Below are 26,185 nucleotides of genomic sequence, written 5' to 3' on the forward strand. Positions count from 1 at the left end.
CGCCGGTTAAGGCCGCGAAGCGGCGCTGTCGAGCAAGATCGGGTTTGTGCGAGCCTAGCTGGCGCTCGGCGTCAGCTTGCGCAATCGCCCGTCGTCGCCGTCTTCCAGCACGTAGATCGCGCCGTCCGGCCCCTGCACGATTTCGCGCAGCCGCTCGCCGAAGTCGTAGCGCGCGATCTCTTCGGCCGACGTGCCTTCCATGTCGAGGTGGATGATGGCCTGCGTCTTGAGCCCGGCGATCAACAGGTCGCCGCTCCAGTCGCCGAACATCGACCCCGAATAGAAGATCATATCACCCGGCGCGATCACCGGTGTCCAGCCGAATACGGGCGCGCGCAGGTCCGGACGGGTATCGTTGTCCGGGATTGGCGTGCCGTTGTAATTGTCGCCATTCGAAACCACCGGCCAGCCGTAATTGACGCCGCGCTCGACGAGATTGAGTTCGTCACCGCCGGCCGGCCCATGTTCCAAATCCCACAGGCGGCCCGCGTCGTCGAAAGCGAGGCCGAGAATGTTGCGATGGCCGTAGGACCAGATCTCGCTGCCGACCGGGTTGTTGGCCGCCGGGCTGCCGTCGAGATTGAGCCGCACGATCGTCCCCAGCGTGTTCGAGGTGTCCTGCGCCGGATCCTGCTTCTGCCGGTCGCCGCTCGCGACATACATATATCGCTCGTCGGGCGAGAAGGCGATGCGGTGCGAATAGTGCCCGCGCCCGGTGACCTTCGGAGCCTGACGCCAGATGACGGCGAGATCTTCGATCGTGCAGGCGTCGGCTTGCTGGCAGGCAAGCTGGCCGCGGCCCACGACCGCACCGCGCGTGTCGCCAGCGCCGGCTTCGGCCCAGCTGAGATAGATCGTGCGGCTGTCGATCGTGTTGGCGGCTTCGGAGGGCAAAAAGGCGATATCGCCTAGACCGCCCTGACCGCCATAGTCCACTTCCGGCACGCCGGTGACCGTCCCGAGACGACCGGTGCGGGTGTCGACGAATTTCATCGTCCCGGCCTTTTCGGTAATGAACAGCGTGTGCGTGCCCGGCGCAAAAGCGGCGGCCCAGGGCTCGGCGAACGTTCCCATGTCGCTGACGGCGAAGGGGCCTATTTGCGCATCGGCTTCCATCGCGGTCGGACTAGGGGTCGACTGCGCTTCGGCGCTATCCCCCGAATAGGCGCTGCCGCAGCTTGCGAGGGCGATGGCCGGGAGCGACAGAAGGGCGAGCGATGTGAAGCGTGTCTGGATCATGGTTTCTGAAACTCCCGAAGATGCAATCGTTTCCCGGCCCGAAGCGCAAGGATGCGTGTTCGGCGTCGACGAGGCCGGGCGCGGGCCCTTGGCCGGTCCGGTCGTCGCCGCCGCAGTGGTGCTGGGAGATGCCTACCCCAAGGGGCTCGACGATTCCAAGAAGCTGACCGCCAAACGACGCGCGGTGCTCGACGAAGATATCCGCAAGACATGCGGCTGGGGGGTCGGCGTGGTCGATGTCGAAGAGATCGATACGCTCAATATCCTCGGCGCGACCATGCGGGCGATGAGCCTCGCGGTACAGGGACTTGCAGCCAAGCTTGGTGGCGATCCCGATATGGTGTTGATCGATGGCAACCTGACCCCGCATGGCCGCTGCGACCTCTGGCAATGGGAGGCGCAGGCGATCATCGGCGGTGACGGGATCGAGCCGGCGATCTCCGCTGCCAGCATCGTCGCCAAGGAGTGGCGCGACCGGATCATGACCGAGGCGGCGCAGGACTATCCCGAATACGGCTGGCTTTCGAACAAGGGTTACGGAACCGCGCAGCACCTCGAAGCGCTAAGACTGCATGGACCGACGCCGCTGCACCGCCGCAGCTTTGCGCCGGTCGCGCAGCAGGAGCTATTTCGATGAGCGCTTTCGCCTATTCCGACATTCCCGACCAGTCCGGCAAGACCGCCATCGTAACCGGTGCCAATACCGGATTGGGCTATTGTATCGCCGAAGCGCTGGCCCGCAGCAAAGCCAAGGTGCTGCTCGCCTGTCGCAGCGAAGACAAGGCGCGCGAAGCGATGGATCGCATCGCCGAAGCCGTGCTGGGTGCGGACACCGAATTTCTCGAACTCGATCTGCAGGACATGGACTCGATCCGTGGCGCGGCAAAAGCAGCGCAAAGTCAAGCGCGGCTCGATATTCTCGTCAACAATGCCGGCATCATGGTCCCGCCCTTGAAGCTGGCGATGGGCGTCGAATCGCAATTTGCCACCAACCACTTGGGCCATTTCGCCCTGACGGGTCTGTTGCTCGACAAGCTGGCGCAAAATGGCGGTGCCCGGATCGTCAATCAGTCCAGCATCGCGCATCGCGGCGCGAAGATCGGTTTCGACAATCTCGACGGGGCCAAAGGATATTCGCGCCAGCGCTTCTACGGACAGAGCAAGCTTGCCAACCTGCTCTTTACCTTCGAACTCGACCGGCGTTTGCGGGCGGCGCAATCGCCGGTTTCGGCCTATGCCGCACACCCCGGTATCGCCGAGACCGAGCTCATGCGCCATCTCGGCCCGCTGGCGTTGATGGGCAAAGTCGTCGGTGTGTTTCTCAACAGCGCCAAGGACGGAGCCTTGCCCGCGCTTCAGGCAGCGACATGGCCCGATGCCGAGCCGGGCGGCTATTACGGGCCCTACGGCCTCGGCGAGATCAGTGGTCCGCGATCCGGGCGGGCGATCGCCAGCCGCACCGCGCGCGATCCCCTGCTGGCTGCGCGTTTGTGGGAGATTTCGGTCGAATTGACCGGGGTAGACCCCGGCCTCCCGGCCGACGACGTCGAGCAGGATATTTGAGCGCTACGCTACACAGGCGTCGGTCAGGCCAGAAGCCTGCGCGCATGATCCGCGATGAGCTGTGCGATCTCGGCATAGGTCTCGCTTAACGCCGTGCGCTCGCGCCAGACGGCGGCGATCGAGCGGGTGGCCGACCAACCTTCGATATCGAGCCGCGTGACCATGTCCTCGCCGCCGGTCTCGGCCCGCAGGTAAAGCTCGGGCAGGAAAGCCAGTCCAAGGCCTGACCCGGCCATCTGCCGCACGCTGTCGAGACTGGTGCCCTGGTAGTCGCGCAAGAGATAAGCGCCGAGTTCGCCGCACATGGCTTCGGTTTGCCGGTGCAGGTGGTGCGCCGGATCGATGCTGAGAACGGCTTCCCCTGCAAGGTCCTCGGGCTCGCGCACCTTCATTGTCGCCAGCTTGTGATCGGGCGGGCCGACCAGTTGCAGAGGTTCGCGAAACAGCGGCTCGATATGCAGGCCCGGCTCGGCGACGGGCAGGGGTGCCAGCATCATGTCGAGCTCGCCGCGAGCCAGCTCCGCCAGCTGCTGGTCCGGAATGCCTTCGCGGATGTAGAGCTTCAGATCGGGAAAATCGCGGTGCAGGTGCAGGATCGCTGAAGGCATCAGGTACGGGCCCAGCGTCGGCGTCACGCCGAAACGGATCGTGCCGGCCATCCCGCAACGGCTCTGCTCCGCCAGACGGCGGATTTCCTCGACTTCGGTGAGCACCTGCCGCGCGCGCCGCGCGAGTTCGCGGCCGGTTGGCGTCATCGCCGGAGGGGTGCCGCGTTCGACCAATGTGACGCCGAGCCGCTCCTCCAATTGTTTCAATTGCTGGCTCAGCGTTGGCTGGCTTACGTGACAGCGGGCCGCAGCTCGGCCGAAATGGGCAAGCTCGTCGAGTGCGACCAGATATTCCAATTGGCGAAGCGTGGGCATGATAGTTTCTGACTATCGAATAAGGGGTATTCTTTCAATCGGGTTTATCGGCACCAATCCGCCATTTCGCCGTTGTCGGGGTGATGTCCACCTCTTGGAGAGCGCCATGCAAGACTATCTCGACCGCCTTCGCCGCCGCCATCGCAGGCTCGATCGGCTGATCGATACGTCGAAGGCGCTTGGCAAGCAGGAGGAGCTGAAAGCCCTCAAACGGATCAGGCTGCGACTGAAAGACCAGATCGCCGCCTTCACCGCTCGATCCCGCCATCCCCAAGGCGGGTGACCTTAGCGGCGCGCGAACGCAACCCTTCCCATCCCCCCCCCCTCGTTCGCGTGCCGCCCCCTTTTTCGCTATGCGCGCGTTAACGCACTGACCGATCTCCTGAGAAAGACGGAGCAACCCGATGTTTTACACCGCCGCTACGGCCCTGCGCGACTTCTTGAAACAGGAGAGCGCCGGGGGCATCGTGTTGATGTTTGCGGCTGTGCTGGCGTTGATCTTCGCCAATACTGCGCTGGCCGATACCTACTTCTCGGTGCTGGCGACCGAGATCGCGGTGACAGTCGGCGGCGGCGGCATCGAGAAGCCTGCGCTGTTGTGGATCAACGATGGTCTGATGGCGGTCTTTTTCTTTCTCGTCGGACTGGAAGTGAAGCGCGAAGTGCTGACGGGCCAGCTGTCGAGCTGGAAGCAGGCCTCGTTGCCGCTGATCGCGGCGTTCGGCGGCATCGTGCTGCCCGCGCTGGTGTTCTACGGTATCAATTCGGGCACTCCGGAAAATCTCTCCGGCTGGGCGATCCCGGCGGCGACCGATATCGCCTTCGCGCTGGGCATACTGGCGCTTCTCGGCAAGCGCGTGCCGGTCGCGCTCAAGGCGCTGTTGCTCGCCATCGCGGTGATCGACGACATCGCCGCCATCGCCATCATCGCGATCTTTTACACGCCGGGTGTCGAGCTCGCGATGTTGGGGGCTGCGGCAATCACGCTATTGATCCTGAGCGCCTTCGGGCGGGCCAAGGCCGGCTCCAGCATCCCCTATATCGTGCTTGGGATCGTGCTGTGGTACTTCGTCCTCAAGTCGGGCGTCCATGCCACCTTGGCCGGTGTCGCGCTGGCGATGACGGTCCCGCTGATCGATCGCAAGGGCAACCACATGCTCGAACATATGGAGCATGCGCTGCACAGCTGGGTCGCCTTCCTGGTCGTGCCGATCTTCGCGCTCGCCAACGCCGGGGTCTCGTTCGAAGGCGTGGAACTGTCCGCCCTGTTCGCACCGTTGCCGCTTGGCATCGCGCTCGGCCTAATCGTCGGCAAGCAGGTCGGTATCTTCGGCTTTGCCTGGCTCGCGGTCAAAACGGGCTTCGCGCAGCTACCGTCCAGCGTCGGCTGGTTACAGGTCTGGGGCCTGTCGCTGGTCGCCGGTATCGGCTTCACCATGAGCCTGTTCATCGGCAACCTCGCCTTCGCCGATCCGGCGCAGATCAATGCCGTCAAGATCGGCGTGCTGTCGGGCTCGCTCATCGCCGCGCTGGTCGGTATCGCGATCCTCGTCCTCGGCGCGAAGGCGCCTGCCGCGAAGTCGGCTGACGAGCGGGTGCAAGCTCCGGCATGACCACAGCAATACTGGCAATCATCGGCGGGCTCATCGCGCTCGCCATCGGCGGCGAGTTGCTGGTGCGCGGCGCGGTCGCGCTGGCGCGGCGGCTCGGCATATCGAACCTGCTGACCGGCCTCGTGATCGTGGGTGCGGCGACATCGATGCCCGAGATGGTCGCGAGCGTTCAGGCCGCGCTGATCGGCTCGCCCGAGATCGCCTGGGGCAACATCGCCGGCTCCAACATCGCCAACTCGCTGCTGATCCTCGGTGCGACCGCGCTGATCGCACCGATCGCCATCACCGGCATCGGGAAGCGCGATGCGGCGGTGGCCGTGGGCGCATCGGCGCTGATGTGGGTGCTGGCGTGGTGGCAAACGGGAACCATATGGCTGGGCGTTGCCCTGCTGGCGTTGCTCGGGCTCTATATCGCCTGGCGCTATTCGCACCCGCGGGTTCTGGCGGACGAGGACGTGGGCGAGGGCGGCGACCTGGGTCTCGGACCCGCGCTGGCGCTCACTTTGGGCGGGGTAGGCGTGCTGGTCCTGGGCGGCACCTGGCTGGTCGGCGGCGCGATCGATATCGCGCGCATGGCGGGCATCAGCGAGACCGTGATCGGCCTCACCATCGTCGCCGTCGGCACCTCGCTGCCGGAACTGGCCGCCTCCGCCGCCGCCGCGTTTCGCGGCAAGCCCGGCCTCGCGATCGGCAATGTCGTCGGCTCCAACATCTACAACATCCTGCTGATCGGCGGCGCGACGATGCTGCTCGCGCCGTTCCCGATCCCGGCCGAGCTGGCACTGGTGCAGATCCCGCTGGTCATCGGTTCTGCCGTGCTGATCTGGGCGCTGCTCGCCTACGGCCAGCGGATCGGGCGGATCACCGGCGCGCTGCTGCTGGCGGGGTTCGCCGCCAACACCGCGCTGCAGTTTCTCTAGACCTCGCTGCACAGGCGAGCCTTTTCGGCCACACCCCTCCATATCGAGTCCGCAAAAGCCCACCGGACTCAATATCTTGTGCCGGACACCTTCTGTTCTCGCTGAGGTTGACGCGACGTTAACCATAGTCTGCGAAACTTCGGTCTTGACGCGGAGTCCGCTTGGACTCACCCTGTGGATAACTGGAGTGACGGGGGAAGATGATGGGGGTCGTGGAGACCACGAAACAGCGCGTGCGCCGTGCGAGCAAGCTGGTCGCAGTGCCGAAGGAAACGCTCCCGTTGGGGCAGATCCTCTCCGGCGATTGCGTCGAGGCCATGCGCTCACTGCCCGACGCCAGCGTCGATCTCGTCTTCGCCGATCCGCCTTACAACCTGCAACTCGGCGGCGATCTCAACCGCCCCGATGGTAGCCATGTCGATGCCGTCACCGATCATTGGGACCAGTTCGACAGCTTTGCCATCTACGACCAATTCACCCGCGAGTGGCTGACCGAGGCCAAGCGCATCCTCAAGCCCGACGGCGCGCTGTGGGTGATCGGCAGCTATCACAACATCTACCGCGTCGGCGCGATCCTGCAGGATTTGGGCTTCTGGATCCTCAATGACATCGTCTGGCGCAAGACCAACCCGATGCCCAATTTCCGCGGCACCCGCTTCACCAATGCGCATGAGACGCTGCTGTGGGCGAGCCAGGGCGAGAAGGCGAAGTACCACTTCAACTACACCGCCATGAAGACGCTCAATGACGAGCTGCAGATGCGCAGCGACTGGGTGATCCCGATCTGCAACGGGGCCGAGCGGCTCAAGGAAAACGGCACCAAGGCGCACCCGACGCAAAAGCCCGAGGCGCTGCTCTATCGCGTGCTGCTGGCGACGACGGAGAAGGGCGACGTGGTGGTCGACCCGTTCTTCGGCACCGGCACCACCGGCGCGGTTGCCAAGCGGCTGGGCCGCGAGTGGATCGGCTGCGAGCGCGAGGATGTCTATCGCGGCGTGGCGATGAAGCGGATCGAGAAAGAACTGCCGCTCGACGAAAGCGCGCTCAAGGTGATGCAATCGAAGCGCGCCGCGCCCAAGGTGGCCTTCGGCGCGCTTGTGGAGGCAGGGTTCCTCAAGCCCGGCACCGAAGTGTTCGACACAAAACGCCGCTGGGTCGCGACGGTGCGCGCGGATGGCTCGCTGGAATGCGGGAAGCAGACCGGCTCAATCCACGGCCTCGGCAAGGAGCTGCAAGGCGCCCCCAGCTGCAACGGCTGGACCTTCTGGCATTACGAGGATGAGGGCGTGGCGAAGCCGCTGGACGCCGCGCGGCAGCTGTATCTGCTGGCGGTGGAGGATTGAATTGAACTTGGCAGATTAAAGGCTCCTTATGGGTGGTTTGCTGACAGGCCGCATTTGTTGCGAAGAACTCCGCGAGTAGCCTGTCCGGTTTCAAGATATAGCAATGTGCTAATCGCAAAGCGGAAAAGCCAAACGCTACTCTACTGCACCAAATAGACGATCAGACCACGCGTAGATCATCCGGTCGCAGGCCATATCGCGCGTAGCAACGCAGATGAATGTGACTTCATCCTCCGGAAATCTCTGTGCCGCGACGTTCATTCCATATCCGAATCCGCCATGCCCCCAAAGCGGATGCTTGCCGCCCTGGGTGACAAACCCGAGGCCGTACCAGCCCGTCTCACTGGCTTCGGTAGCTATCGCAAGCGTGTCGCTGGACAGGAGAATGTCCGACCTGAGGGCGTTAAAAAATCGCAACAGGTCGATCGCGCTGGCAACTCCGCCCCCGGCAGCCGTTCCTCTCCATGGGAGCACATCGGTTGCCGCAATGGGCTCAGGCTCGCTTTCAAAGAAGGTCGTATAGCCGACGGGAATATCCGCGATATGTTCCAAGTCCGGAAACGACGCATGCGTCATTCCGGCAGGGTCGAATACGTTCTGCTGGATAAAATTCTGGTAGGACTGCCCCGACACTCGCTCAATCACCGCGCCGAGCAGAATGAACCCATAATTTGAATAATCGAACTTGCTGCCCGGTGGAAAGGCAGGCGCACGGCTGCCGTTTAGCTTGATCAGATCGTCGATGGTCCGGACCCACGCCCGGTTGGCACCGTCTTCGCGCTGAAGGATGCCATCCTCGCCAGTCCCGCCGCGATGGCCCAGCAACTGCCTGATTGTAACTTTCGCCATTTCACTGTTCGGATAATCTGACAGGTAGCGGGAAAGCGAAGCGTCCAGTTCAACTTGGCCTTTCTCGACAAGCTGTAGAATACCCACCGCGGTGAACATCTTGCCGGCGGATGCCAGAAACATCGGTGTCTCTAGAGTAATTGGTCGTTCATCGTCTTTGCTGAAGGTTCCTGCCGTATAGGTCCACGGCTCCTTCCCGTCGCGTACCACGATCATCGATCCAGTGAAGCTGTCCAATCCCGCCAACCGGTCCGCAATGTCCCGAGTGGCCGCTAGCGTCCGCGCCTCGGACATGGCGAACGGTTGGAGCTTGAATTCCTCGAGTGTCTCCCCGTCATCCGCTACTCCGAAGCTCACTCGGAAAAGTGCAGGAAAGCACCGCTGGCTCAGAAGGGCGCGAAAGGATTTGTCGCTTTCGTCTTCAATTCGCGCCAGGTGGAACCCACACGTCTCAGCGCGCAAATTCCGAGCGGTCACTGCATCGGCGTCTCCCAGATGTTCTTCATAGAACTTCTGGATTGTCGCTTTATCACCTGAATTGAAGGCGGTGAGCCATTTCTCGAAATGGCTGGCGGCCGGCTCGGCCGCGACATTTGCGGACATGCAGGTCAGCAACGAACAGCCAAGCAGCCCTACCAATTTCATCCTACCTCTCTCCCGAAATTTTTCCGTAGCGTCCAAAGAAGCGCGTTCATGCCCCAAATTCCCTGCGTACAAAATATTGGTGGCATCAGCTTGAGAAACTTACGCCGTTAGCTGCCCTCGCCCCTAACGATTCGGACGGCTGCTGTCGGCAGCCTCGTTAGTAGCTTCGGAAGTCCGATATTGGGGTCGTTTCAAGACGAGCCTGAATCGGTCTCCTTTGACTTGCTCTTGGGTCTCACTCTCGAACGGCTTAGTGCAGCCGCGGTTATAAGGCCGGACCTCGGCTCAATTCCGGGGCAACGCAGAGTGGGTATAAAGGCAGACGCACTGTCCTACACCCGCCACCCGCGATACATCCGTGCAAATGCGCAACCACGCCCCTTTCCATCCGCACGCCGAAAGGCGAAATGCACCCTCCAGCTTTTTTGCTTCAGGACCGTGTTCCATGTGTTCCATCCTGTTGGATTGCGCGAGGTAAGCCTTCGATATGACCGAGACCGTCTACATCCGCCCCATCGGCTTTGTGCCGGGTCCGCAGGCGGAGGAGGGGGATGCGATCCGGTTGGCGGGGAGCATGGTCTATGCGCATCGCTTTGCGGTGATCCTGCGCCGGGATGGCCAAGTGGCGGAGCGTTGGACCTGCTCGCCCGAGCATATCGCGCAGGTGCTGGGCGAGCTGCCCGACAGCGTCGGGGCGGAGGCGGAGACGCAGTGGGCCAATCTCACCATCACGCATCCGCCGCTGTCGCTGGGCGAGCGCACGGTGCGGCTCGACCAGCCGCAGGTGATGGGCATCCTCAATGTCACGCCCGACAGTTTTTCCGACGGCGGCAAGTTCCTCGGTGCTGATGGTTCTTGGCCCGAAGCCGGCAAGGCGCAGGCTGCGGCGATGCTGGAGGCGGGCGCGTCGATCATCGACATCGGCGGCGAGAGCACGCGGCCCGGTGCCGAGGTGGTGATCGAAGACCACGAGATCGAACGCGTGCTGCCCGCAGTCGAATATTGCGCCGCGATGGGCGCGGCGATCAGCGTGGACACCCGCCGCGCCGGGGTGATGGCGGCGGCGCTCGATGCGGGGGCGAGCATCGTCAACGATGTTTCGGGCCTGCAATATGATCCGCGCAGCGCCGAACTGGTCGCCGCACGCGGGTGCCCGGTGATCCTGATGCATGCGCCGGGAAGCGGGCAGGACCTGCATGAAGGCGGGGACTACGAAAGCGTAGTGTTCGACGTGTTCGACCAGCTCAAGGCGCGGCGCGATACGGCGGTGGCGGCGGGGATTTCGGCGGATAGGATCATGCTCGATCCCGGGCTGGGCTTCGGCAAGAAGCTGTCGGACAACACCGCGCTGATCAACGCGCTGCCGCTGTTCCACGCACTCGGCCACCCGATCCTGCTCGGCGCGAGCCGCAAGAGGATGATCGGGGCGCTGAGCAACGAAGCGCCGGTCGAGCAGCGGCTTGGCGGTTCTATCGCGCTGGCGGTGGCGGGGATGGATGCCGGGGCGCATATGCTGCGGGTCCACGATGTCGCGGAGACGGTGCAGGCGCGCAATGTGTGGCGCGGCCTGCGGGATGCGGCGCTGACCGACTTTAGCGACCTGGCGATGTGATGATGAAATCTCCGAACACCCGATGCCGTTCGTGCTGAGCTTGTCGAAGCACTGTCCTTCTTCTGGCAAGCGCGGCACCAGAAGAAAGTACGGCCCTTCGACAAGCTCAGGGCGAACGGATAGAGGCGGTTGGTCAAGGAATTGAAACGCTGCGCTGCAATGCGCGACCTGATGAAGGACAAAGGACACACAATGCGCTCGCTACTCGCCGCCATCCCCCTCGCTCTTGCCGCACCGCTTGCGGCACAAGGCGCCACCGTCGACGCCGCGCCGAGCGACTTCCTCGAAGGCTATTACGCCAAGCTCCGTCAGGACATCACGCTCCCGGCCGCGCCGGTCGGTGTGCCGCTGCCATCGACCGCCGCGACGCTGACCCGCATCGCCTTCGGCAGTTGCAACCACCAGTCGCGCAGCCAGCATATGTGGGCGCAGATTGCGGCGACCGATCCGGACCTGTTCCTGTTCATCGGCGACAACAATTACGGCGACCAGGGTTGGGCGGGCGATGCCGCGCTGACGACCCTGCGCGAGGCCTATGCGGTGCAGGCCGAGACACCCGAACTGGCGGCATTTCGCGGGCAGGTCCCGATGATGGTGACCTGGGACGATCACGACTACGGCTTCAACGACGGCGGCGGCAGCTTTGCGTTCAAGACCTGGTCGGAGACGCTGTTCGAGACCTTCTGGGACAGTACGGCCGAAGTGAAATCGCGCCCCGGCATCTATGAGAGCCGGATATTCGGGCCCTCCGATCGCCGCACGCAGATCATCATGCTCGATACCCGCTTCTTCCGTTCGGAGCTCGAGCGCATGGAATATCAGGACGAGCGCCCGCCGCTCGGGCCCTATGTGCAGAGCGATGACCCGTCTAAGACCATGCTGGGCGAGGCGCAATGGGCATGGCTTGAGCAGGAGCTGGCCAAGCCCGCCGACCTGCGCATCATCGTCTCCTCGATCCAGGTGCTGACCGATGCGCATGATTACGAAAGCTGGGAAGCGCTGCCGCTGGAACGGCGCAAGCTCTACGAAATGGTCGGGCAGCGGGAGGACAGCGGCGTCGTCTTCCTCAGCGGCGATCGCCACGCGGGGGGCATTTATGCCGACACCCCGCTGAGCGCCGGCGAGCAATTGTGGGAGCTGACCAGTTCCTCGCTCAACTATTCCTTCAGCTCGACCGAAGCGAACACCGCGCGCGAACCCGACCCGCGCCGCCTCACCGATTTCATCTCGGAAGAGAATTTCGGCCTGGTCGAGATCGACTGGGACGCGGAAACCGTCACGCTCAGCCTGCGCGGCAGCGAAGGCGAAGTGCGGGTGAGCGAAACGATGAATTGGGGCGCGCCCGTCAGCGATGCTCCGATGATCATGGAGGAAAGCGGCTCAGGAGCCGGGTGAGGCTGCCGAGCCCGCCAGCAACCCGCCGTCGAGCGTGAGCTCGGCACCGGTCATGTAGCCGCTCTCGTCGCTGGCGACATAGACGCAGAGCGCCGCGACTTCCTCGACCGTGCCGAAACGCTTCAGCGGCGTGTCTGCGACCAGCGCCGCCATCTTGGCCTCGCGGTCCGGCCCGTCGCCCAGCATCGGTTCCCAGATCTCGGTCAGGATCGCGGCCGGGTGGATCGAATTGCAACGGATCGCCCAACCTTGCTGCGCGCAATAAAGCGCGACCGACTTGGTGTGGTTGCGGATCGCCGCCTTGCTCGCCGCATAGGCCGCCGCGCCGGGTATGCCGACAAGGCCCGAGCGGGAGGACATGTTGATGATCGAGCCGCTGCCCTTCGCCTTCATGGCACGGATCGCATAGCGGCAGCCAAGGAAGGTCCCGTCGCTATTGACCGCATGGACCCGCCGCCATTCGGCCAGCGAAGCGTTCTCCGGGTCATGCGGGCCGGGGCTATCCTCGAAACCGGTGATACCGGCATTGTTGAACAGGACATCGATGGCGGGAGCCGCATCAGCCAGATCCTCCCAGTCGCTCTCGTGCTGGACGTCGAGCTTGTGGAAACGGCAACGGAGTTCGTTGGCAGCGGCCTGTCCGGCCTCTTCGTCGATATCGGTGAGGATGACGTCCGCACCTGCGGCGAGAAAGGCCTTGCAGGTCGCAAAGCCAATCCCGCGCGCACCGCCGGTCACCACACAGAGCTTGTCGTCGAGTTTCGCCATCGCCCCCGCATATGGGAGCGAAAGGCCGCGCGCAATCGCGCTAGCCGCCGATGCGCTCCATCAGCGAAGCAAGCGCTGTGGCAATCCAGGCCTCGTCGACATTCTCGTAACGGGTGTGGACCGGATCGCCCTTGGCGACGGTGAAGTCGCTGCGTTCGATGGTGCCTATCGAAGCGATGGCGCGGCCCTTGTCGAGCGCGATGGCCAGCGCGGCGACGCGTTGGCCGTGGACCTTGACGACGAAGCGCTTGGTGTTGCCTTCGCCGCCTTCCTCGTTGATGTCGATATCGCTGCGATCGTCCACCGCGCCTTTGACGAGCTGGACAAGCCGCACGAGCTTGGGCGCTTCGTCCCGCCCCCAGCGCATCCGTTCGAAATTGTCGGCATCGACCTTGCGCGACAGGCGATCGAGAGCGTCGCGGAAACTATCATCTGCCGGGGCAGCGCTTTCGGCTGCTTCGAGCTTGGGTGCGGGGCCATCAGGCATTGCGATGTGTTCCTAGGCCGCGTTGTCGATGCCGAGATCGCTCAGCTTGCGATAGAGCGTCGAACGCCCGATCCCAAGTCGACGGGCGACTTCGGTCATGCGGCCGCGATAGTGGCCGATGGCTAGACGGATCACGTCGGCTTCGATCTCGTCGAGCGGGCGCAGATTGCCATCTTCGGTGTAGAGCATGACGCCGACGGCCTCGGGCAGGCTGGCACCGGTCTCGGCGAGTTCGCCGACGATCTCGGACAGCTGCGGGAAATCTCGCGAGGTCAACGCTTCGCCTTCGCAGAACACAGCGGCGCGGAACAGCACGGCCTGCAACTGGCGGACGTTGCCCGGCCAGTCATAGGCACCGAGCAGGCCGAGCGCACTGTCGGCGAGCGACAGGTGCTTGAGACCCGGCTGTTCGCCGATGCGGCCGAGGAAGTGGCGGGCCAGCGCCGGGATGTCACCCGGCCGCTCGCGCAAGGGCGGCAGGCAGATCTTGGTCGCGGCGATCTGTTCCAGCAGGTCCGCTTCGAAATGGCCGGCTTCGACCAGGTCTTCGAGCGGCAGATTGCTTGCCGTGAGCAGGCGAATGTCGATCTTGAAGCCGTGCTTGGCCCCGATCGGGCGCACGATACCTTCTGCCAGCGTGGCCGAAAGCCGCTGTTGCAGTTCGCCGCTCAGGCGATCGATCTCGTCGATGATGAGCGTGCCGCCGTCGCAGAACTGGAGCGCGCCGACCTGGCGGTCGAAAGCGCCCGGGAAAGCGTTTTGCTCATGCCCGAACAGCGCGGATTCGATCGAATTGGCGGGAATGCCGCCGATATTGATCATGCGGAACGGCGCCTTGGCACGCGGGCTGGCCGCATGCATGGCGCGTAAAAGCATTTCCTTGCCGGTGCCGCTTTCGCCTTCGATCAGCACGTGGCCATGGCCGCGCGCGATCTTGGCGGCGCGGGCGAGCGCGGTGCGGAAGGCGGGCTCGGTGCCGATCATGGCATCGAAATCGAGCACCGCGGGCATCTTTTCCGTCAGCGGCTGGAGTTCGTCCTTCGGTGCCTCGCGCTTGGTGGCGCTGCGCAGCGCGCGCATCAGCCGTTCGGGTGCGACGGGCTTGATGAGATAGTCGGTCGCCCCGGCCCGCATCGCTTCGACGGCGAGCAGCGGACTGGCGCTTTGCGTGAGCATCAGGATCGGCAGGGCCGGGCGGCGGCTCTTCAATTCCCCGATCAGCTGGCAGGCATCGTCGCCCGGGACCCACTGGTCAAGGATGATGGCGGAAAGCTGCATGCCCTGACGCGTGCCGAGTGTCGCAATCGCGGTCTCGGCGTCGGCGACGACCAGCGTGCGCCAGCCCTCGCGGGCGGCGAGCGCGCCGATCAACCGGCTCTGCGCCGGTTCGTCGTCGATCAACATCAAGAGGCGCGTTTCGTCTTCGGCCATGGTTCCCCAAACCGTCCCAGTGCGGCACAGCACCCCGGATTAGCGGGAAGGGGTAAAGTTCCGATTAAGCCTAATCGTTCGCCGCGCTTCACCCTTGGCAAGCGCGCGGGGCGGCGATAGGACCCGGAGCAACACAAAACACCAAGCAAGGGACTTACCACCATGGCTGCCAACGACATGAAGTCGGCCAAAGAGACATATTCGGGATTCATCTCCGCTACCAAGGTCGCCATTCCGATCATCGCGGTGATTACGCTGATCGTCGTCATCCTGATCGCCGACTGAGCGCCCTTGCGGATCGTAGCCCTGAGGGAACGCGCGGCCGGGGAGACCCGCGTCGCGCTGACGCCGGAGACGGCGAAGAAATTCATCGCGCTGGGTGCAAAGGTCGCGGTCGAGGCAGGGGCGGGCGCCAGGGCTGCGATCCCCGATGCGGCTTACGAAGAGGCGGGCGCGAGCGTCGGCACTGCCGAGGCGGTGCTGAAAGGCGCCGATATCGTGCTCGGGGTACAGGCTCCGGATGTCGATCTGCTCGGAGGGGCGAAGCCGGGCGCGTGGGTCGCGGCGACTTTCGATCCGTTCCAGCAGCGCGATCGGGTCGAAGCCTATGCCGCGGCGGGCCTTGAAGCGTTGAGCATGGAATTTATGCCGCGCATTACGCGTGCGCAGAGCATGGACGTGCTGTCCAGCCAGGCCAATTTGGCTGGCTACAAAGCCGTGATCGCCGCAGCGGACCAGTACGGCCGCGCCTTCCCGATGATGATGACCGCCGCCGGCACCGTGCAGGCGGCACGCTGCTTCGTGATGGGCGTGGGAGTCGCCGGCCTGCAGGCGATCGCGACCGCCCGGAGGCTGGGCGCACAGGTCTCGGCGACCGACGTGCGCCCCGAGACTGCCGAGCAGATCAAGAGCCTGGGCGGCAAGCCAGTCTTTGCCGAGGGTCTCGAAGCCTCGGGCGATGGCGGTTATGCGGCTGAACTATCAGACGAACAGAAGGCCGCGCAGGCCGAGCTCGTCTCCGGCCATATCGCCAAACAGGATATCGTCATCACCACCGCTCTGATTCCGGGCCGCGCCGCACCGCGTCTGGTCAGCGACGACCAGATCGCGACGATGAAGCCGGGCAGCGTGATATTCGATCTGGCCGTTGCGCAAGGCGGCAATGTCGAGGGGTCGAAACCCGACGAGGTTGTCGAGCGCCACGGCGTTTCGATCATGGGCTTCTCCAATACCCCGGCAACATTGGGCCCCGATGCCTCGGCCCTGTTCGCGCGCAACCTCTACAATTTCCTCTCCGCCTTCTGGGACGAGGACGCGGGCAGGCCGGTGCTTGACGAAGAGATCGGCGACGCGGTGCGGCTGACGCATGGCGGCAAGGTCGTAAACGAGAGGCTTTTGCGCTAGTCGGGTCGGCTCACGCGACCAATGGTGCATCCGGAAACGGGTCCGCCGGGTAACTCCTGCATACGCAACAGGAGAACCACCATGCGCAATAAGCTCAAGATCACCACTGCCGCGCTTGCATTCGGACTGACCGTGGCCGGCTGCACAACCTACGGCGGCACTGCGGATACCATGGCTGACGATGACATCGCCTATGTCGATGGAGCCGCCATGTATCCGAGCAAGAACATCATCGAGAATGCGGTCAACTCGCCGATTCACACCACGCTGGTTGCCGCGGTCAAGCAGGCGCAGCTGGTCGACACGCTCATGGGCCCGGGTCCTTTCACGGTGTTCGCTCCGACCGACGCGGCCTTTGCGAAGGTCCCCGAAGCGACGGTCAGTTCCCTGATGATGGACGAAAACCGCGCGATGCTGCAGGGAGTGCTGACCTATCACGTCGTGCCTGGCCGCGTTACGGCTGCCGACCTGATGCAGCGCATTCGTGCCGGCAATGGCACCGCCATGATCGCTACAGTCCAGGGCGAGCAGCTTACGGTTTCGATGATGGGCAACCGCGTAATGCTTCGCGGCAAGAACGGCAGCATGGCTCACGTTTCACAGGCCGATGTAATGCAGTCGAACGGCGTGATCCATGTCGTCGACGGCGTGCTCCTGCCGGGCATGTAGTCACACCAGCGCACTAGCAATCGTCCAATCGGGGCCGTTCGCCATCTTCCCTCGTGGCGAGCGGCCCTGCTGCTATCCGCGCTCGACAGCGGGACGCGTGCTTGCAATAAGCTGCCCGACACCGAAGGGGGTAACGCTTGGACTTCATCAGCATCCTGTCGATCTTCGTGCTGGCGTGTTTCGTCGGCTATTACGTCGTCTGGTCGGTCACGCCCGCGCTGCACACGCCGCTGATGGCGGTGACCAACGCAATCTCCTCGGTCATCATCGTCGGCGCGCTGATCGCCAGTGCCGAGGCGGGGAGTGCGGTCGCGAAGTGGCTAGGGCTGGCGGGCGTGGTGCTGGCTAGCGTGAACATCTTCGGCGGCTTTGCCGTCACCGAGCGGATGTTGGCGATGTACAAGAAGAAGGAGAAGTGAGGATGCGCGGCACCCCCTGTCTCCTGCGTCGCCCCGGACATCGAACCGGGGCCCCGCTTCTTTCCGGCGCAACGCTCAAGGCAGCGGGACCCCGGATCAAGTCCGGGGTGACGGCTCTTCTTTTGACTGGTTTTGGCGCCACCCCCGCCCACGCCGCAACCGGCGAGGCGGTGAACCCCTGGGTCGCGCTGGCATACCTCGTTGCGGGCGTGTTCTTCATTCTCGCGCTGCGCGGGCTGTCCAGCCCTGCGACGAGCCGCGCGGGCAATCGTTTCGGCATGGTCGGGATGCTGCTGGCGGTGGTGACGACGCTCGTCACACACGACATCGCCAATATCGTCGAGATCGGCATTGCGATCCTGATTGGCGGGATCGTCGGCTTCACCATCGCTCGTCGCATCGCCATGACCGCGATGCCGGAACTGGTCGCGGCCTTCCACTCGCTGGTCGGCATGGCGGCGGTACTGGTCGGCTGGGCGGCCTATCTCAACCCCGGCGCCTTCGGGTTGCTGGTGGGTGACAGCATAGGCGCGGTCAGCAAGATCGAGATGGGGCTGGGCATCGGCATCGGCGCGATCACCTTCTCGGGTTCGGTCATCGCTTTCGCCAAGCTATCCGGCAAGATGAGCGGCGCGCCGATCCTGCTGCCTGCGCGGCATGTCATCAACCTTGGCGTCCTTGCGGCCATCATCATACTGACGGGGCTCTTCGCGATGGCGCAGGGTCCGGCGGAGACGCTGCCCTATATCGTCGCCATCACCGTGCTGGCTTTCGCCATCGGCTTCCTGCTGATCATCCCGATCGGCGGGGCGGACATGCCGGTCGTGGTGTCGATGCTGAACAGCTATTCGGGCTGGGCCGCGGCGGCGATGGGCTTCACGCTCGGCAATACGGCGATGATCATCACCGGGGCGCTGGTTGGCTCTTCGGGCGCGATCCTCAGCTACATCATGTGCCGCGCTATGAACCGCAGCTTCATCAGCGTCATCGCGGGCGGCTTCGGTGCGGACGACAGCGCGGGTGGCAGCGAAGCGCGCGAGCAGCGGCCTTACAAGCAGGGCAGCGCGGACGACGCCGCTTTCATGCTCGAACAGGCCGAGAAGGTCATCATCATCCCCGGCTACGGCATGGCGGTGGCGCAGGCGCAGCACGCCCTGCGCGAAATGGCCGACCTGCTGGAGGCCAAGGGCGTCGAGGTCAAATACGCCATCCACCCCGTCGCGGGCCGCATGCCCGGCCACATGAACGTGCTTTTGGCCGAAGCCAGCGTGCCCTACGAAAACGTGTTCGAATTGGAGGACATCAACTCGGAATTCGCGCAGGCCGATGTAGCCTTTATCATCGGCGCGAACGACGTGGTGAACCCGGCGGCCAAAACCGACAAGAGCTCGCCGATCTACGGCATGCCCGTGTTCGACGTCGACAAGGCCAAGCAGGTCTTTTTCATCAAGCGCAGCATGGGCGGGGTCGGCTATGCCGGGGTCGATAACGACGTCTTCTACATGGACCAGACCATGATGTTGCTGTCCGACGCCAAAAAGATGGTCGAGGAAATCAACAAGGCGCTCGACTAGTGCGCAGCTTCGCGGCGGCGATTTGCGCCGCGCTGCTCCTCACAGGCTGCGTCGAGAAAATCGCCGAGAACCGTGTCGAGAACGCCTTGCTCAAGGCCGGTCTGTCGCAGCGCAATTCCGCCTGCATGGCCGAGCGTATGGTCGACCGGCTGACGATTGCGCAATTGCGCAAGCTCGAGGCGTTGCGCGGCAAGCCGGGGGAGCCGATCAAGCCGCGCACCCTGCGCCAGTTCGTCGACCGGGTGCGCGCCGTCGGCGATAATGAAGTGTTGGCGGTGACCTCCACCTCGGCGGCGCTGTGCGCGACCGGGCTGGCCAACGAAGCGCGGCGCGACTGAGCGCTTGCATTCCCTCCCGCGCACGGCACTATGCACGGCGAAAAGGGAGAGGAATTCATGACGCGTTTCCTGATCGGCGCTGCGTCGCTGGCGCTTGCGACACCGGCCTGGGCCGAAACCATCACCGTGGAAGCGGGCGAGGGCGCGCAGGAACGCCTGCAGGAAGCGCTGATCCTCGCCGAGCCGGGCGACGAGATCGTGCTGGGTGTCGGGCGCTTCATGCTGACCGACGGGCTCAGCCTCGATGTCGACGGTGTGACCGTGCGCGGCGCAGGAATGGACGCGACCGTCCTCGATTTCGGCGGCCAGCAGGGATCGGGCGAAGGCTTCCTCATCACCTCCGATGACGTAACGGTGCGCGACTTCGCGCTCGAGAACCCGAAGGGCGACGGGGTCAAGTCCAAGGGGGCGGACAATATCGTCTATTACCGCGTCCGCGTAACCTGGACCGACGGGCCAAAGGCCAGCAACGGAGCCTATGGCATCTACCCGGTGGAGAGCACCGGCGTGCTGGTCGATGGGGTGAAGGTTTCGGGCGCATCCGATGCCGGGATATACGTGGGCCAGTCCTCCAAGATCACGGTGCGCAATTCCATCGCCGAGGCCAACGTCGCAGGGATCGAGATCGAGAACAGCCGCGACGCGATCGTCGAGAACAACATTACCACCCGCAATACCGGCGGCATCCTGGTGTTCGACCTGCCGGACCTGCCGGTGATGGGCGGCGGCAACGTCATCATCCGGCGCAATCTCGTCGTCGCCAATGACGAGCCGAATTTCGCCCCGCCGGGCAATATCGTCGCCAGCGTACGCCGCGGCACGGGGATCCTCGTAATGGCGAACGAGGATGTCCTCATCGAAGGCAATATCGTGACCAACAATCCCACCGCGGGCGCGATGGTGATCGCCTACACCCAGCCCTTCGAGGACGAACGCTATAATCCTTATGCCCGCAACGTCGTGATCGGCAGCAATGTCTTCGCCGACAACGGCACGGACCCGCAGCTCGACGCTGCCGAGCAATTGCTCGCAGCCTTCGGTGGCGCGCTGCCGCCGGTCCTGTGGGACGGGATCGCCGAGGGCGACACGGGCCTTCGCGTTGCGCCGCGCACCGGCGGCTGGACGCTCGGCCTGAGCGAGCCGGGACAGGATCTCGCAAGCGGATCGCCCGCCCCGCTCGATGTGCCCGAGCCGCTCGGCGATACGCGGGACGATACGTCGATCGGCGCGCCCGCAGCCCTATTGCAGCGGATCGTCCCGTGAGGCACCGGCTCGCCTTGCTCGGCGCGGCGACGCTGGTCTTGGCGGGCTCGATCGTCGCCCGCGCCACGCCGCCGGCCGAAATGGTCGATATATCGCTGATCCTCGGCGACGAGCTGCCGAAATCGCTCGACGATTTCGCCTTCTTCGCCGATGTCCGCGCACAGGCCCCCAACGCGGGCGTCGTGCCTTACGGACTCAATGTCCCGCTCTATTCCGACGGGGCCGAGAAGCTGCGCTTCCTGTATGTCCCCACCGGCCAGCAGATCGGTGCCAATGGCGAGGGATTGCTGCAGTTCCCGGTCGGCAGCGCGCTGATCAAGACATTTGCTTTCGGGGAGGGCACGGAGCGACGACTGATCGAAACGCGGGTCCTGCTGCATCGCGCCGATGGCTGGCTCGCCCTGCCCTACAGGTGGAACGAGGAGCAGACCGAAGCGCGGCTGGCGCTGGCGGGCGGGCGGCTGGCGATCACGCGGCCGGATGGCGAGGAAATAAGTTACCGCATCCCGAACAAGAACCAGTGCAAGGAATGCCATTCGGTCGATGGCGCGATCGTGCCGATCGGGCCGAAGGGGCGCAATCTCTCCGGCGAGTGGCTGGGCGAGATTTACGAAGCCGGCCTGCTCGACGAGGTCAACGACGGGATGGATATGATGCCCAACTGGGCCTCGCGCGACACCATGCCCGCCGCGCAGATGGCGCGCGCCTATCTCGATGTGAACTGCGCCCATTGCCATCGCCCCGGCGGCTCGGCTTCCAATTCGGGCCTCGACCTGCGGCTCGAACAGCGCGATCCGATCAAGATCGGCATTCTCAAGCGGCCCGTGGCTGCCGGGCGCGGCTCCGGAGGGCATGAATTCGACATTGCGCCGGGCCATCCCGAACGTTCGATCCTGGTTCATCGCATGGGCAGCACCGAGCCCGGCGTGGCGATGCCGGAACTGGGCAAGTCGACCGTCGATGAAGAGGCGCTGGAAGTGATCGAGCGCTGGATCGCGCAGATGGAAGCACCATGAAGCGACTGCTGAAGATCCTCGCGGTGATCGTCGCGCTGCTGGTCATCGCATTCTTCATCCTGCGCACGCCCGATACCGATCCGGAAGAGATGCGGGCGAAATACGGCACCGCGCCGTCGCAATTCGTCACGCTCGCCAACGGGCAGGAACTGCATCTGCGCGACGAGGGGCCGCGCGACGCGATGCCGATCGTGCTGCTGCACGGCTCCAACGCCGATATGTCGACCTGGCAGCCATGGGCAGAGGCGCTGCGCAATGATTATCGCGTGATCCGCTTCGACCAGATCGGCCACGGTCTGACCGGCGCGGCCTTCGACGAGGATTATTCGGGCGACCGTTTCATCGAAAGCGTGCATCTGGTGGCCGACAGGCTGGACCTCGACCGGTTCGTGCTGGCGGGCAATTCGATGGGCGGCGGGATCGCCATGGGCTTCGCCATGCGCCATCCGGAGCGGCTTTCGGGCCTCGTGCTGGTCGATGCCGGCGGTGCCCCGATCCGGCGCGAGGGCGGGGGCAATCTCGCCTTCACGCTGGCGCAGATGCCGGTGGTCGGCAACGTGATGAGTGCAATGCTGCCCCGCTCGATCGTCGAGCGCAGCCTGAAGCAAAGCGTCAGCAAGACCGAAATCGTCGATGACGCCATGGTCGATCGCTATTTCGACATGGCACGCTATCCCGGCAATCGCGCCGCCACCCGCGCACGTTTCTCGCAGGAGCGGGTGCCCTTCGAAGCCGAGCAGGTAGCCAGGGTCACTGTCCCGACGCTGGTCATGTGGGGCGAGGAAGACAGCCTGATCCCCTATACCGCCGCCGGATGGTTCATGGAGCACCTGCCCAATGCGACGCTCGCCAACTATCCGGGGATAGGTCATCTGCCGCAGGAGGAAGCGCCCGAGCGGTCGGTGGCCGACCTGAAGGCATGGCTCGCAGGTATAGCGGGCAACGAACCAGCGATCGAGCCCGCTTAGAGGCTGGCGGATAACCCGCTCACGCGCTTGCGAAACTTGGCGCCGCCTCTAGAAACGGCCGGAACACGCTCTCGTTTGGAGCGAGGCCATTGGGGGTGATGCGGTGCGCAAGCTGGGAATGATCGGGGGGATGAGCTGGATCTCGACCCGTACCTATTACGAATACATCAACCAGCTGATGCAGAAACGCTGCGGACCCAAGGCGAGCGCGCCGCTATTGATCGACAGTCTCGATTATCGCGACTTCACCGCTCTGGACACAGAGGCCGACTGGGATCGTGCGACCGGCCTGCTGATCGATTCCGCCAGGCGCCTCGAACAGGCCGGGGCCGAGGGTATCGTGATCACCGCCAATGCGATGCACCGGGTGTACGACAAGCTTGTCGACGCCGTGTCGATCGAGGTGCTGCACATCGCCGATTCCACCGGCGAGCGCATGCAGGCCAAGGGGGCCAGCGATGCCGCGATCCTCGGCACCAAGGCGGTGATGACGGAAAGCTTCTTTCGCAAGCGGCTGGTTTCGCACGGCGTCGACCTGCTCCCGCCCGAGATGGCCCATGCCGAACAGCTCGAACGGCTAATTTCCCAAGAGCTGAAACTCGGCAAGAAGACCCGCGATGCCGAGCGCACGCTCAAGTCGATGATTACCTGGTACGAACAGCATGGCGCCAAGGCGATCGTGCTCGCCTGTACCGAGCTGGAGCTGGTCGTCGACATCGATGCGAACGTGCTGCCGATCTACGACACGGCGCGCATCCATTGCGAAGCGGCGATCGAGTGGATCGATTGCAGCTGACACCGGGATCCGGATCGACCACTGCACTTTCTCCGTGTTGCCCGATTGTTCCCGTTGTCGCCGTTTGCGGGCGCTTCTAAGCCTTCCGGCATATGTCGCGCTCCCACCTCGCATCGGATCCGGCCGCCAGTCGCGGACGTGAATTCGCGCACCAGCAGAGCGAGACGCGCGGTCCGCGCAGCGCCTTCCAGCGCGACCGCGACCGGATCATCCATTCGATTGCGTTCCGGCGGCTCAAGTCGAAGACGCAGGTCTTCGTCGCGCCCGACGGCGACCATTATCGCACCCGGCTGACGCACAGCCTCGAGGTGGCGCAGATCGGCCGCGTCATCGCCCGCGCGCTGGGGCTGGACGAGGACCTGACCGAAGCGCTGTGCCTCGCGCATGATATCGGCCACCCGCCCTTCGGCCATGCCGGGGAAAGAGCGCTCCACGATGCCAGCTCGCGTCAGGGCGGGTTCGACCACAATGCCCAGACCCTGCGCACGCTGATGCGGCTGGAGAGCCCCTATCCCTCGCATGACGGCCTCAACCTGAGCTGGGAGGTTCTCGAAGGCCTCGCCAAGCACAACGGCCCGGTTGCCGAGCCGCATCCCGCGCTGGGCGAGCTCGATACGGCGTTTCCGCTCGATCTCGGGCAATGGGGTTCGCTCGAAGCGCAAGTCGCGGCGGTGGCGGACGACATCGCCTACGACAATCACGATATCGACGACGGCCTGCGTGCCGGCATCCTCGATTTCGACGATCTCCTGACGCTCGATTTTCTCGCCGACCTGTGGCGCGACATCGAAGAGCGGTATCCCGGCGTGCCGCACGAGCGGCTGCGGCGTGAACTGGTGCGCAGCCAGATCGGGTTGATGGTCAACGATGTCATTATGCATACCCGGTCTTCGACCGAGGGAATGGAGAGCATCGACGACGTGCGCGGCGCGGCGCGCATGCTGGGCGGCTTTTCGCCCGAAATGTTCGAGCAGGAGCGCGCGCTCAAAAAATTCATGTACGACCGGCTGTATTACCATCCGCAGCAGGTCGCGGCGGGAGAGAAGGCGAGGGAAGTAATCTCGCGGCTCTACGCCGCCTACGACCAGGATCCTGAACTGATGGGCGGAGGCTGGTCTTCCGACATTCCGCAACAAGCGGCCGAGCGCAGTCGCCACATCGTCGACTACATCGCCGGGATGACCGATCACTTCGCGCTCGAGCAATGCCGCCAGATCTACGGCAAGGCGCCGAGCGGCCTTGGCACCGTCTAGCCTCCGGCCAGCGCATATTCGGCACAAAGCTGCCCTGCGCCCATGGATTCGGTTGTCCAAGCCCCCTAACAGCGTGGCACGCAGAGGGTAGAACACGTCGCATGTCCACACGCACCCGCATCGCCCTGGTCGGCGCGACCGGTCTGATCGGCCAGGAAATCCTGCAGCTTTCGGTCGGGCGCGAAGACTTGCGCATCGTCGGCGTTGCGCGGCGCGAGGTGCCGTTGCCGGAAGGCGCGCGCATGGAAGTGTTCGTGGCCGAACCGGCCAAGTGGGGCGAGGTTTTCGAAGCCGTCCGCCCCGATGCAGTGATCTGCGCGCTGGGGACCACGATCCGCAAGGTCGGCGGCGACAAACAGGCTTTTCGCGCGGTCGACCATGATCTCGTGCTCGACACCGCGCGCGCTGCGGTCGACGCGGGAGTGGAGCGGTTTCTTTCCGTATCGTCAGTCGGCGCGGACCGGCATTCGAAGAACTTCTACCTGTCGGTCAAGGGCGAAACAGAAGCGGATCTGACCAAGGTCGGCTTCAAGCGGCTCGATATCCTGCGGCCGGGCCTGCTTCGCGGTGCGCGCAACGGTGACATGCGTCCTGCCGAAAAGCTGGGCATGCTCGCCAGTCCGCTGGTCGACCTGTTCCTGCACGGCAATGCCCGCCGCTATCGTTCGGTCAGAGCGAGCCAGGTGGCGGAGGCCGCATTGGCGCTGGCGATGCGCAAGACGCAGGGTCGCTTCGTCCATGATTACGACGCGATCCAGCGCGCGGCCAGAATGCTGCCCGCGCCGCTGGTGGAGGATTAGAGGGGAACAGGCGCGATGTGGGACACGATTTTCAGCATCAACACGGCGATCGCCATGATCGGCTGGGCGATCCTGCTGTTCGCGCCGCGCCGCGAATTGCCGATGACGGTCGTCCTCTATCTCGGCGTGGCTCTGCTGTGTTTGGTCTATTCGGTCGGGCTGGTCGGGATAGTGACAGGGCTGTTCGACCCCGTCGGCCCGGCTGATGCGGCGGTCGACTTTACCACCATCGACGGTGTGCAGACGATCTTCGCCTCGCGCGGCGGAGTCACGGTCGGCTGGACCCACTATCTGGCGTTCGATCTTTTTGCGGGGCTGTGGATCGCCCGCGATGCCGATGCGAAGAACGTCTCCCGCTGGATCCAAGCGCCGATCCTGCTGGCGACCTTCATGGCAGGGCCGCTCGGCCTGCTGATCTGGCTGGTCCTGCGCGAGACGCGACGGGCCCCGCGCCGGGCGGATTAATCGATGACCTCTTCACCGGCTTCGCCGACCGACTGGATATCGCGGCCGAGGCCCTTGACGGTGTTGCAGGCGGTCGCCGTCAATGAGAGGGCGACGATGCCGAGAGCGAGAAGCGTTTTGCGCGCCATGGGCGTTTCCTTCTGAAACTAGCCAGACAGCTAGAGCGCAATGGATATGAACCTATCCTTGGCACGGCGCAATCCGCTTGCTTGGCGCAGCAAAAAGGCCGGACGGGGCGACTCTTGGTGGTTCGACGCGCCGTCCGGCCTTCCTTTGCTATCCGCCGGATTGCCTAGATGACCCTGTCACCCGCTTCACCGACCGATTCGATATCCTGTCCGACGCCCTTCACGGTATTGCAGGCCGTCGCGGTAAGCGAGAGCGCGGCAATGCCGAGGGCGACTAGGGTCTTGCGAACCATTGTTCTTCTCC

At 64.3% G+C, this 26,185-nt stretch carries 29 protein-coding genes; 21 read left to right on the top strand and 8 right to left on the bottom strand.

The features are described from left to right. Positions 1-54: 54 nt before the first annotated feature. On the bottom strand, positions 55-1,239 hold the full coding sequence (locus EL2594_RS02230) for a PQQ-dependent sugar dehydrogenase (RefSeq protein WP_011413421.1): 1,185 nt from the start codon (positions 1,237-1,239) through the stop codon (positions 55-57). Between EL2594_RS02230 and EL2594_RS02235 the strand changes: the two genes are divergently transcribed. Next, positions 1,238-1,876 carry a ribonuclease HII gene (locus EL2594_RS02235; RefSeq protein WP_011413422.1) on the top strand — a complete coding sequence of 213 codons (639 nt, stop codon included), beginning with the start codon at positions 1,238-1,240 and terminating at the stop codon, positions 1,874-1,876. The genes EL2594_RS02230 and EL2594_RS02235 overlap by 2 nt on opposite strands. Then, on the top strand, positions 1,873-2,802 hold the full coding sequence (locus EL2594_RS02240; protein ID WP_011413423.1) for an oxidoreductase: 930 nt from the start codon (positions 1,873-1,875) through the stop codon (positions 2,800-2,802). The genes EL2594_RS02235 and EL2594_RS02240 overlap by 4 nt, the downstream gene beginning before the upstream one ends. Before the next feature lie 23 nt (positions 2,803-2,825). Here the strand turns inward: EL2594_RS02240 and EL2594_RS02245 are convergent, their stop codons facing one another. Further along, entirely contained in the window at positions 2,826-3,725 is a 900-nt protein-coding gene (locus EL2594_RS02245) for a hydrogen peroxide-inducible genes activator (protein ID WP_011413424.1), read from the bottom strand. A gap of 106 nt (positions 3,726-3,831) precedes the next feature. Here EL2594_RS02245 and EL2594_RS15825 point away from each other — a divergent pair, with 106 nt between their 5' ends. The 4 genes from EL2594_RS15825 (at position 3,832) to EL2594_RS02265 (ending at position 7,601) form a co-directional block, all read left to right on the top strand. Next, a complete protein-coding gene (locus EL2594_RS15825; RefSeq protein WP_196793219.1) occupies positions 3,832-4,008 on the top strand; it encodes a DUF465 domain-containing protein in 177 nt (58 codons plus the stop codon). Between the two features lie 121 nt (positions 4,009-4,129). Further along, entirely contained in the window at positions 4,130-5,338 is a 1,209-nt protein-coding gene (gene nhaA / locus EL2594_RS02255; RefSeq protein WP_011413425.1) for a Na+/H+ antiporter NhaA, read from the top strand. Beyond that, complete coding sequence (locus EL2594_RS02260) at positions 5,335-6,258, top strand: calcium/sodium antiporter (protein WP_011413426.1); 924 nt, start codon at positions 5,335-5,337, stop codon at positions 6,256-6,258. The genes nhaA and EL2594_RS02260 overlap by 4 nt, the downstream gene beginning before the upstream one ends. A gap of 203 nt (positions 6,259-6,461) precedes the next feature. Next, positions 6,462-7,601 carry a site-specific DNA-methyltransferase gene (locus tag EL2594_RS02265; protein ID WP_041685569.1) on the top strand — a complete coding sequence of 380 codons (1,140 nt, stop codon included), beginning with the start codon at positions 6,462-6,464 and terminating at the stop codon, positions 7,599-7,601. Between the two features lie 135 nt (positions 7,602-7,736). On the opposite strand, the gene EL2594_RS02270 is transcribed toward EL2594_RS02265, so the two are convergent. Next, positions 7,737-9,095, bottom strand: coding sequence for a serine hydrolase domain-containing protein (locus EL2594_RS02270; protein WP_011413428.1), 1,359 nt, complete (start codon positions 9,093-9,095; stop codon positions 7,737-7,739). A 487-nt stretch (positions 9,096-9,582) separates the two neighbouring features. Here EL2594_RS02270 and folP point away from each other — a divergent pair, with 487 nt between their 5' ends. After that, entirely contained in the window at positions 9,583-10,707 is a 1,125-nt protein-coding gene (folP, locus tag EL2594_RS02275) for a dihydropteroate synthase (protein ID WP_011413429.1), read from the top strand. A 192-nt stretch (positions 10,708-10,899) separates the two neighbouring features. Then, positions 10,900-12,102, top strand: a complete 1,203-nt coding sequence (locus EL2594_RS02280; protein ID WP_233994300.1) for an alkaline phosphatase D family protein — start codon at positions 10,900-10,902, stop codon at positions 12,100-12,102. On the opposite strand, the gene EL2594_RS02285 is transcribed toward EL2594_RS02280, so the two are convergent. Genes EL2594_RS02285 through EL2594_RS02295 form a run of 3 tightly spaced genes read right to left on the bottom strand, consistent with a single transcriptional unit; the run spans position 12,088 to position 14,788 of the window. Then, positions 12,088-12,870, bottom strand: coding sequence for an SDR family oxidoreductase (locus EL2594_RS02285; RefSeq protein ID WP_011413431.1), 783 nt, complete (start codon positions 12,868-12,870; stop codon positions 12,088-12,090). The genes EL2594_RS02280 and EL2594_RS02285 overlap by 15 nt on opposite strands. Before the next feature lie 40 nt (positions 12,871-12,910). Then, on the bottom strand, positions 12,911-13,357 hold the full coding sequence (locus EL2594_RS02290; protein WP_011413432.1) for a hypothetical protein: 447 nt from the start codon (positions 13,355-13,357) through the stop codon (positions 12,911-12,913). Between the two features lie 12 nt (positions 13,358-13,369). Next, positions 13,370-14,788, bottom strand: a complete 1,419-nt coding sequence (locus EL2594_RS02295; RefSeq protein WP_011413433.1) for a sigma-54-dependent transcriptional regulator — start codon at positions 14,786-14,788, stop codon at positions 13,370-13,372. Positions 14,789-14,950: 162 nt separating this feature from the next. Between EL2594_RS02295 and EL2594_RS15725 the strand changes: the two genes are divergently transcribed. The 13 genes from EL2594_RS15725 (at position 14,951) to EL2594_RS02355 (ending at position 25,753) form a co-directional block, all read left to right on the top strand. Further along, a complete protein-coding gene (locus tag EL2594_RS15725) occupies positions 14,951-15,073 on the top strand; it encodes a hypothetical protein (protein ID WP_011413434.1) in 123 nt (40 codons plus the stop codon). Between the two features lie 6 nt (positions 15,074-15,079). After that, the gene (locus EL2594_RS02300) at positions 15,080-16,192 is read left to right on the top strand and encodes an NAD(P) transhydrogenase subunit alpha (protein ID WP_011413435.1); all 1,113 of its coding nucleotides are present in this window, start codon (positions 15,080-15,082) and stop codon (positions 16,190-16,192) included. A gap of 81 nt (positions 16,193-16,273) precedes the next feature. Beyond that, positions 16,274-16,861, top strand: a complete 588-nt coding sequence (locus tag EL2594_RS02305; RefSeq protein WP_011413436.1) for a fasciclin domain-containing protein — start codon at positions 16,274-16,276, stop codon at positions 16,859-16,861. 137 nt (positions 16,862-16,998) lie between these two features. Then, positions 16,999-17,280 (top strand): NAD(P) transhydrogenase subunit alpha, encoded by a 282-nt coding sequence (locus EL2594_RS02310; RefSeq protein ID WP_011413437.1) that lies wholly within the window; start codon positions 16,999-17,001, stop codon positions 17,278-17,280. 122 nt (positions 17,281-17,402) lie between these two features. Next, positions 17,403-18,854 (top strand): NAD(P)(+) transhydrogenase (Re/Si-specific) subunit beta, encoded by a 1,452-nt coding sequence (locus tag EL2594_RS02315; RefSeq protein ID WP_049762522.1) that lies wholly within the window; start codon positions 17,403-17,405, stop codon positions 18,852-18,854. Further along, entirely contained in the window at positions 18,854-19,192 is a 339-nt protein-coding gene (locus EL2594_RS02320) for a hypothetical protein (RefSeq protein ID WP_011413439.1), read from the top strand. The genes EL2594_RS02315 and EL2594_RS02320 overlap by 1 nt, the downstream gene beginning before the upstream one ends. Positions 19,193-19,249: 57 nt before the next feature. Next, entirely contained in the window at positions 19,250-20,455 is a 1,206-nt protein-coding gene (locus tag EL2594_RS02325) for a parallel beta-helix domain-containing protein (protein WP_041685573.1), read from the top strand. Next, positions 20,452-21,471, top strand: coding sequence for an SO2930 family diheme c-type cytochrome (locus EL2594_RS02330; RefSeq protein WP_011413441.1), 1,020 nt, complete (start codon positions 20,452-20,454; stop codon positions 21,469-21,471). The genes EL2594_RS02325 and EL2594_RS02330 overlap by 4 nt, the downstream gene beginning before the upstream one ends. Beyond that, complete coding sequence (locus EL2594_RS02335) at positions 21,468-22,439, top strand: alpha/beta fold hydrolase (RefSeq protein ID WP_011413442.1); 972 nt, start codon at positions 21,468-21,470, stop codon at positions 22,437-22,439. Before EL2594_RS02330 ends, EL2594_RS02335 begins: the two co-directional genes overlap by 4 nt. Positions 22,440-22,557: 118 nt before the next feature. Continuing rightward, complete coding sequence (locus tag EL2594_RS02340; RefSeq protein ID WP_011413443.1) at positions 22,558-23,235, top strand: aspartate/glutamate racemase family protein; 678 nt, start codon at positions 22,558-22,560, stop codon at positions 23,233-23,235. A 92-nt stretch (positions 23,236-23,327) separates the two neighbouring features. Beyond that, a complete protein-coding gene (locus EL2594_RS02345; RefSeq protein WP_011413444.1) occupies positions 23,328-24,488 on the top strand; it encodes a deoxyguanosinetriphosphate triphosphohydrolase in 1,161 nt (386 codons plus the stop codon). Between the two features lie 101 nt (positions 24,489-24,589). Further along, positions 24,590-25,288: an NAD(P)H-binding protein gene (locus tag EL2594_RS02350; RefSeq protein ID WP_011413445.1), complete on the top strand. Its 699-nt coding sequence runs from the start codon at positions 24,590-24,592 to the stop codon at positions 25,286-25,288. Between the two features lie 15 nt (positions 25,289-25,303). Next, the gene (locus EL2594_RS02355; protein ID WP_011413446.1) at positions 25,304-25,753 is read left to right on the top strand and encodes an ABA4-like family protein; all 450 of its coding nucleotides are present in this window, start codon (positions 25,304-25,306) and stop codon (positions 25,751-25,753) included. Here EL2594_RS02355 and EL2594_RS02360 read toward each other — a convergent pair. Beyond that, entirely contained in the window at positions 25,750-25,881 is a 132-nt protein-coding gene (locus tag EL2594_RS02360) for an entericidin A/B family lipoprotein (RefSeq protein ID WP_011413447.1), read from the bottom strand. The two genes, EL2594_RS02355 and EL2594_RS02360, sit on opposite strands and share 4 nt — an antisense overlap. A 164-nt stretch (positions 25,882-26,045) precedes the next feature. After that, positions 26,046-26,174 carry an entericidin A/B family lipoprotein gene (locus tag EL2594_RS02365; RefSeq protein ID WP_011413448.1) on the bottom strand — a complete coding sequence of 43 codons (129 nt, stop codon included), beginning with the start codon at positions 26,172-26,174 and terminating at the stop codon, positions 26,046-26,048. Between the last annotated feature and the right edge of the window lie 11 nt (positions 26,175-26,185).

It is taken from the genome of Erythrobacter litoralis HTCC2594 (genome assembly GCF_000013005.1).
GTDB lineage: Bacteria > Pseudomonadota > Alphaproteobacteria > Sphingomonadales > Sphingomonadaceae > Parerythrobacter > Parerythrobacter litoralis_A.

Excerpts from the sequence above, each read along its gene's own strand:
- EL2594_RS02235 (WP_011413422.1), top strand. The coding sequence starts at position 1,238 with ATGGTTTCTGAAACTCCCGAAGATGCAATCGTTTCCCGGCCCGAAGCG.
- EL2594_RS02230 (WP_011413421.1), bottom strand. The coding sequence starts at position 1,239 with ATGATCCAGACACGCTTCACATCGCTCGCCCTTCTGTCGCTCCCGGCC.
- EL2594_RS02240 (WP_011413423.1), top strand. The coding sequence starts at position 1,873 with ATGAGCGCTTTCGCCTATTCCGACATTCCCGACCAGTCCGGCAAGACC.
- EL2594_RS02245 (WP_011413424.1), bottom strand. The coding sequence starts at position 3,725 with ATGCCCACGCTTCGCCAATTGGAATATCTGGTCGCACTCGACGAGCTT.
- EL2594_RS15825 (WP_196793219.1), top strand. The coding sequence starts at position 3,832 with ATGCAAGACTATCTCGACCGCCTTCGCCGCCGCCATCGCAGGCTCGAT.
- nhaA (WP_011413425.1), top strand. The coding sequence starts at position 4,130 with ATGTTTTACACCGCCGCTACGGCCCTGCGCGACTTCTTGAAACAGGAG.
- EL2594_RS02260 (WP_011413426.1), top strand. The coding sequence starts at position 5,335 with ATGACCACAGCAATACTGGCAATCATCGGCGGGCTCATCGCGCTCGCC.
- EL2594_RS02265 (WP_041685569.1), top strand. The coding sequence starts at position 6,462 with ATGGGGGTCGTGGAGACCACGAAACAGCGCGTGCGCCGTGCGAGCAAG.
- EL2594_RS02270 (WP_011413428.1), bottom strand. The coding sequence starts at position 9,095 with ATGAAATTGGTAGGGCTGCTTGGCTGTTCGTTGCTGACCTGCATGTCC.
- folP (WP_011413429.1), top strand. The coding sequence starts at position 9,583 with ATGACCGAGACCGTCTACATCCGCCCCATCGGCTTTGTGCCGGGTCCG.
- EL2594_RS02280 (WP_233994300.1), top strand. The coding sequence starts at position 10,900 with ATGCGCTCGCTACTCGCCGCCATCCCCCTCGCTCTTGCCGCACCGCTT.
- EL2594_RS02285 (WP_011413431.1), bottom strand. The coding sequence starts at position 12,870 with ATGGCGAAACTCGACGACAAGCTCTGTGTGGTGACCGGCGGTGCGCGC.
- EL2594_RS02290 (WP_011413432.1), bottom strand. The coding sequence starts at position 13,357 with ATGCCTGATGGCCCCGCACCCAAGCTCGAAGCAGCCGAAAGCGCTGCC.
- EL2594_RS02295 (WP_011413433.1), bottom strand. The coding sequence starts at position 14,788 with ATGGCCGAAGACGAAACGCGCCTCTTGATGTTGATCGACGACGAACCG.
- EL2594_RS15725 (WP_011413434.1), top strand. The coding sequence starts at position 14,951 with ATGGCTGCCAACGACATGAAGTCGGCCAAAGAGACATATTCGGGATTC.
- EL2594_RS02305 (WP_011413436.1), top strand. The coding sequence starts at position 16,274 with ATGCGCAATAAGCTCAAGATCACCACTGCCGCGCTTGCATTCGGACTG.
- EL2594_RS02325 (WP_041685573.1), top strand. The coding sequence starts at position 19,250 with ATGACGCGTTTCCTGATCGGCGCTGCGTCGCTGGCGCTTGCGACACCG.
- EL2594_RS02335 (WP_011413442.1), top strand. The coding sequence starts at position 21,468 with ATGAAGCGACTGCTGAAGATCCTCGCGGTGATCGTCGCGCTGCTGGTC.
- EL2594_RS02340 (WP_011413443.1), top strand. The coding sequence starts at position 22,558 with ATGATCGGGGGGATGAGCTGGATCTCGACCCGTACCTATTACGAATAC.
- EL2594_RS02345 (WP_011413444.1), top strand. The coding sequence starts at position 23,328 with ATGTCGCGCTCCCACCTCGCATCGGATCCGGCCGCCAGTCGCGGACGT.
- EL2594_RS02350 (WP_011413445.1), top strand. The coding sequence starts at position 24,590 with ATGTCCACACGCACCCGCATCGCCCTGGTCGGCGCGACCGGTCTGATC.
- EL2594_RS02355 (WP_011413446.1), top strand. The coding sequence starts at position 25,304 with ATGTGGGACACGATTTTCAGCATCAACACGGCGATCGCCATGATCGGC.
- EL2594_RS02360 (WP_011413447.1), bottom strand. The coding sequence starts at position 25,881 with ATGGCGCGCAAAACGCTTCTCGCTCTCGGCATCGTCGCCCTCTCATTG.
- EL2594_RS02365 (WP_011413448.1), bottom strand. The coding sequence starts at position 26,174 with ATGGTTCGCAAGACCCTAGTCGCCCTCGGCATTGCCGCGCTCTCGCTT.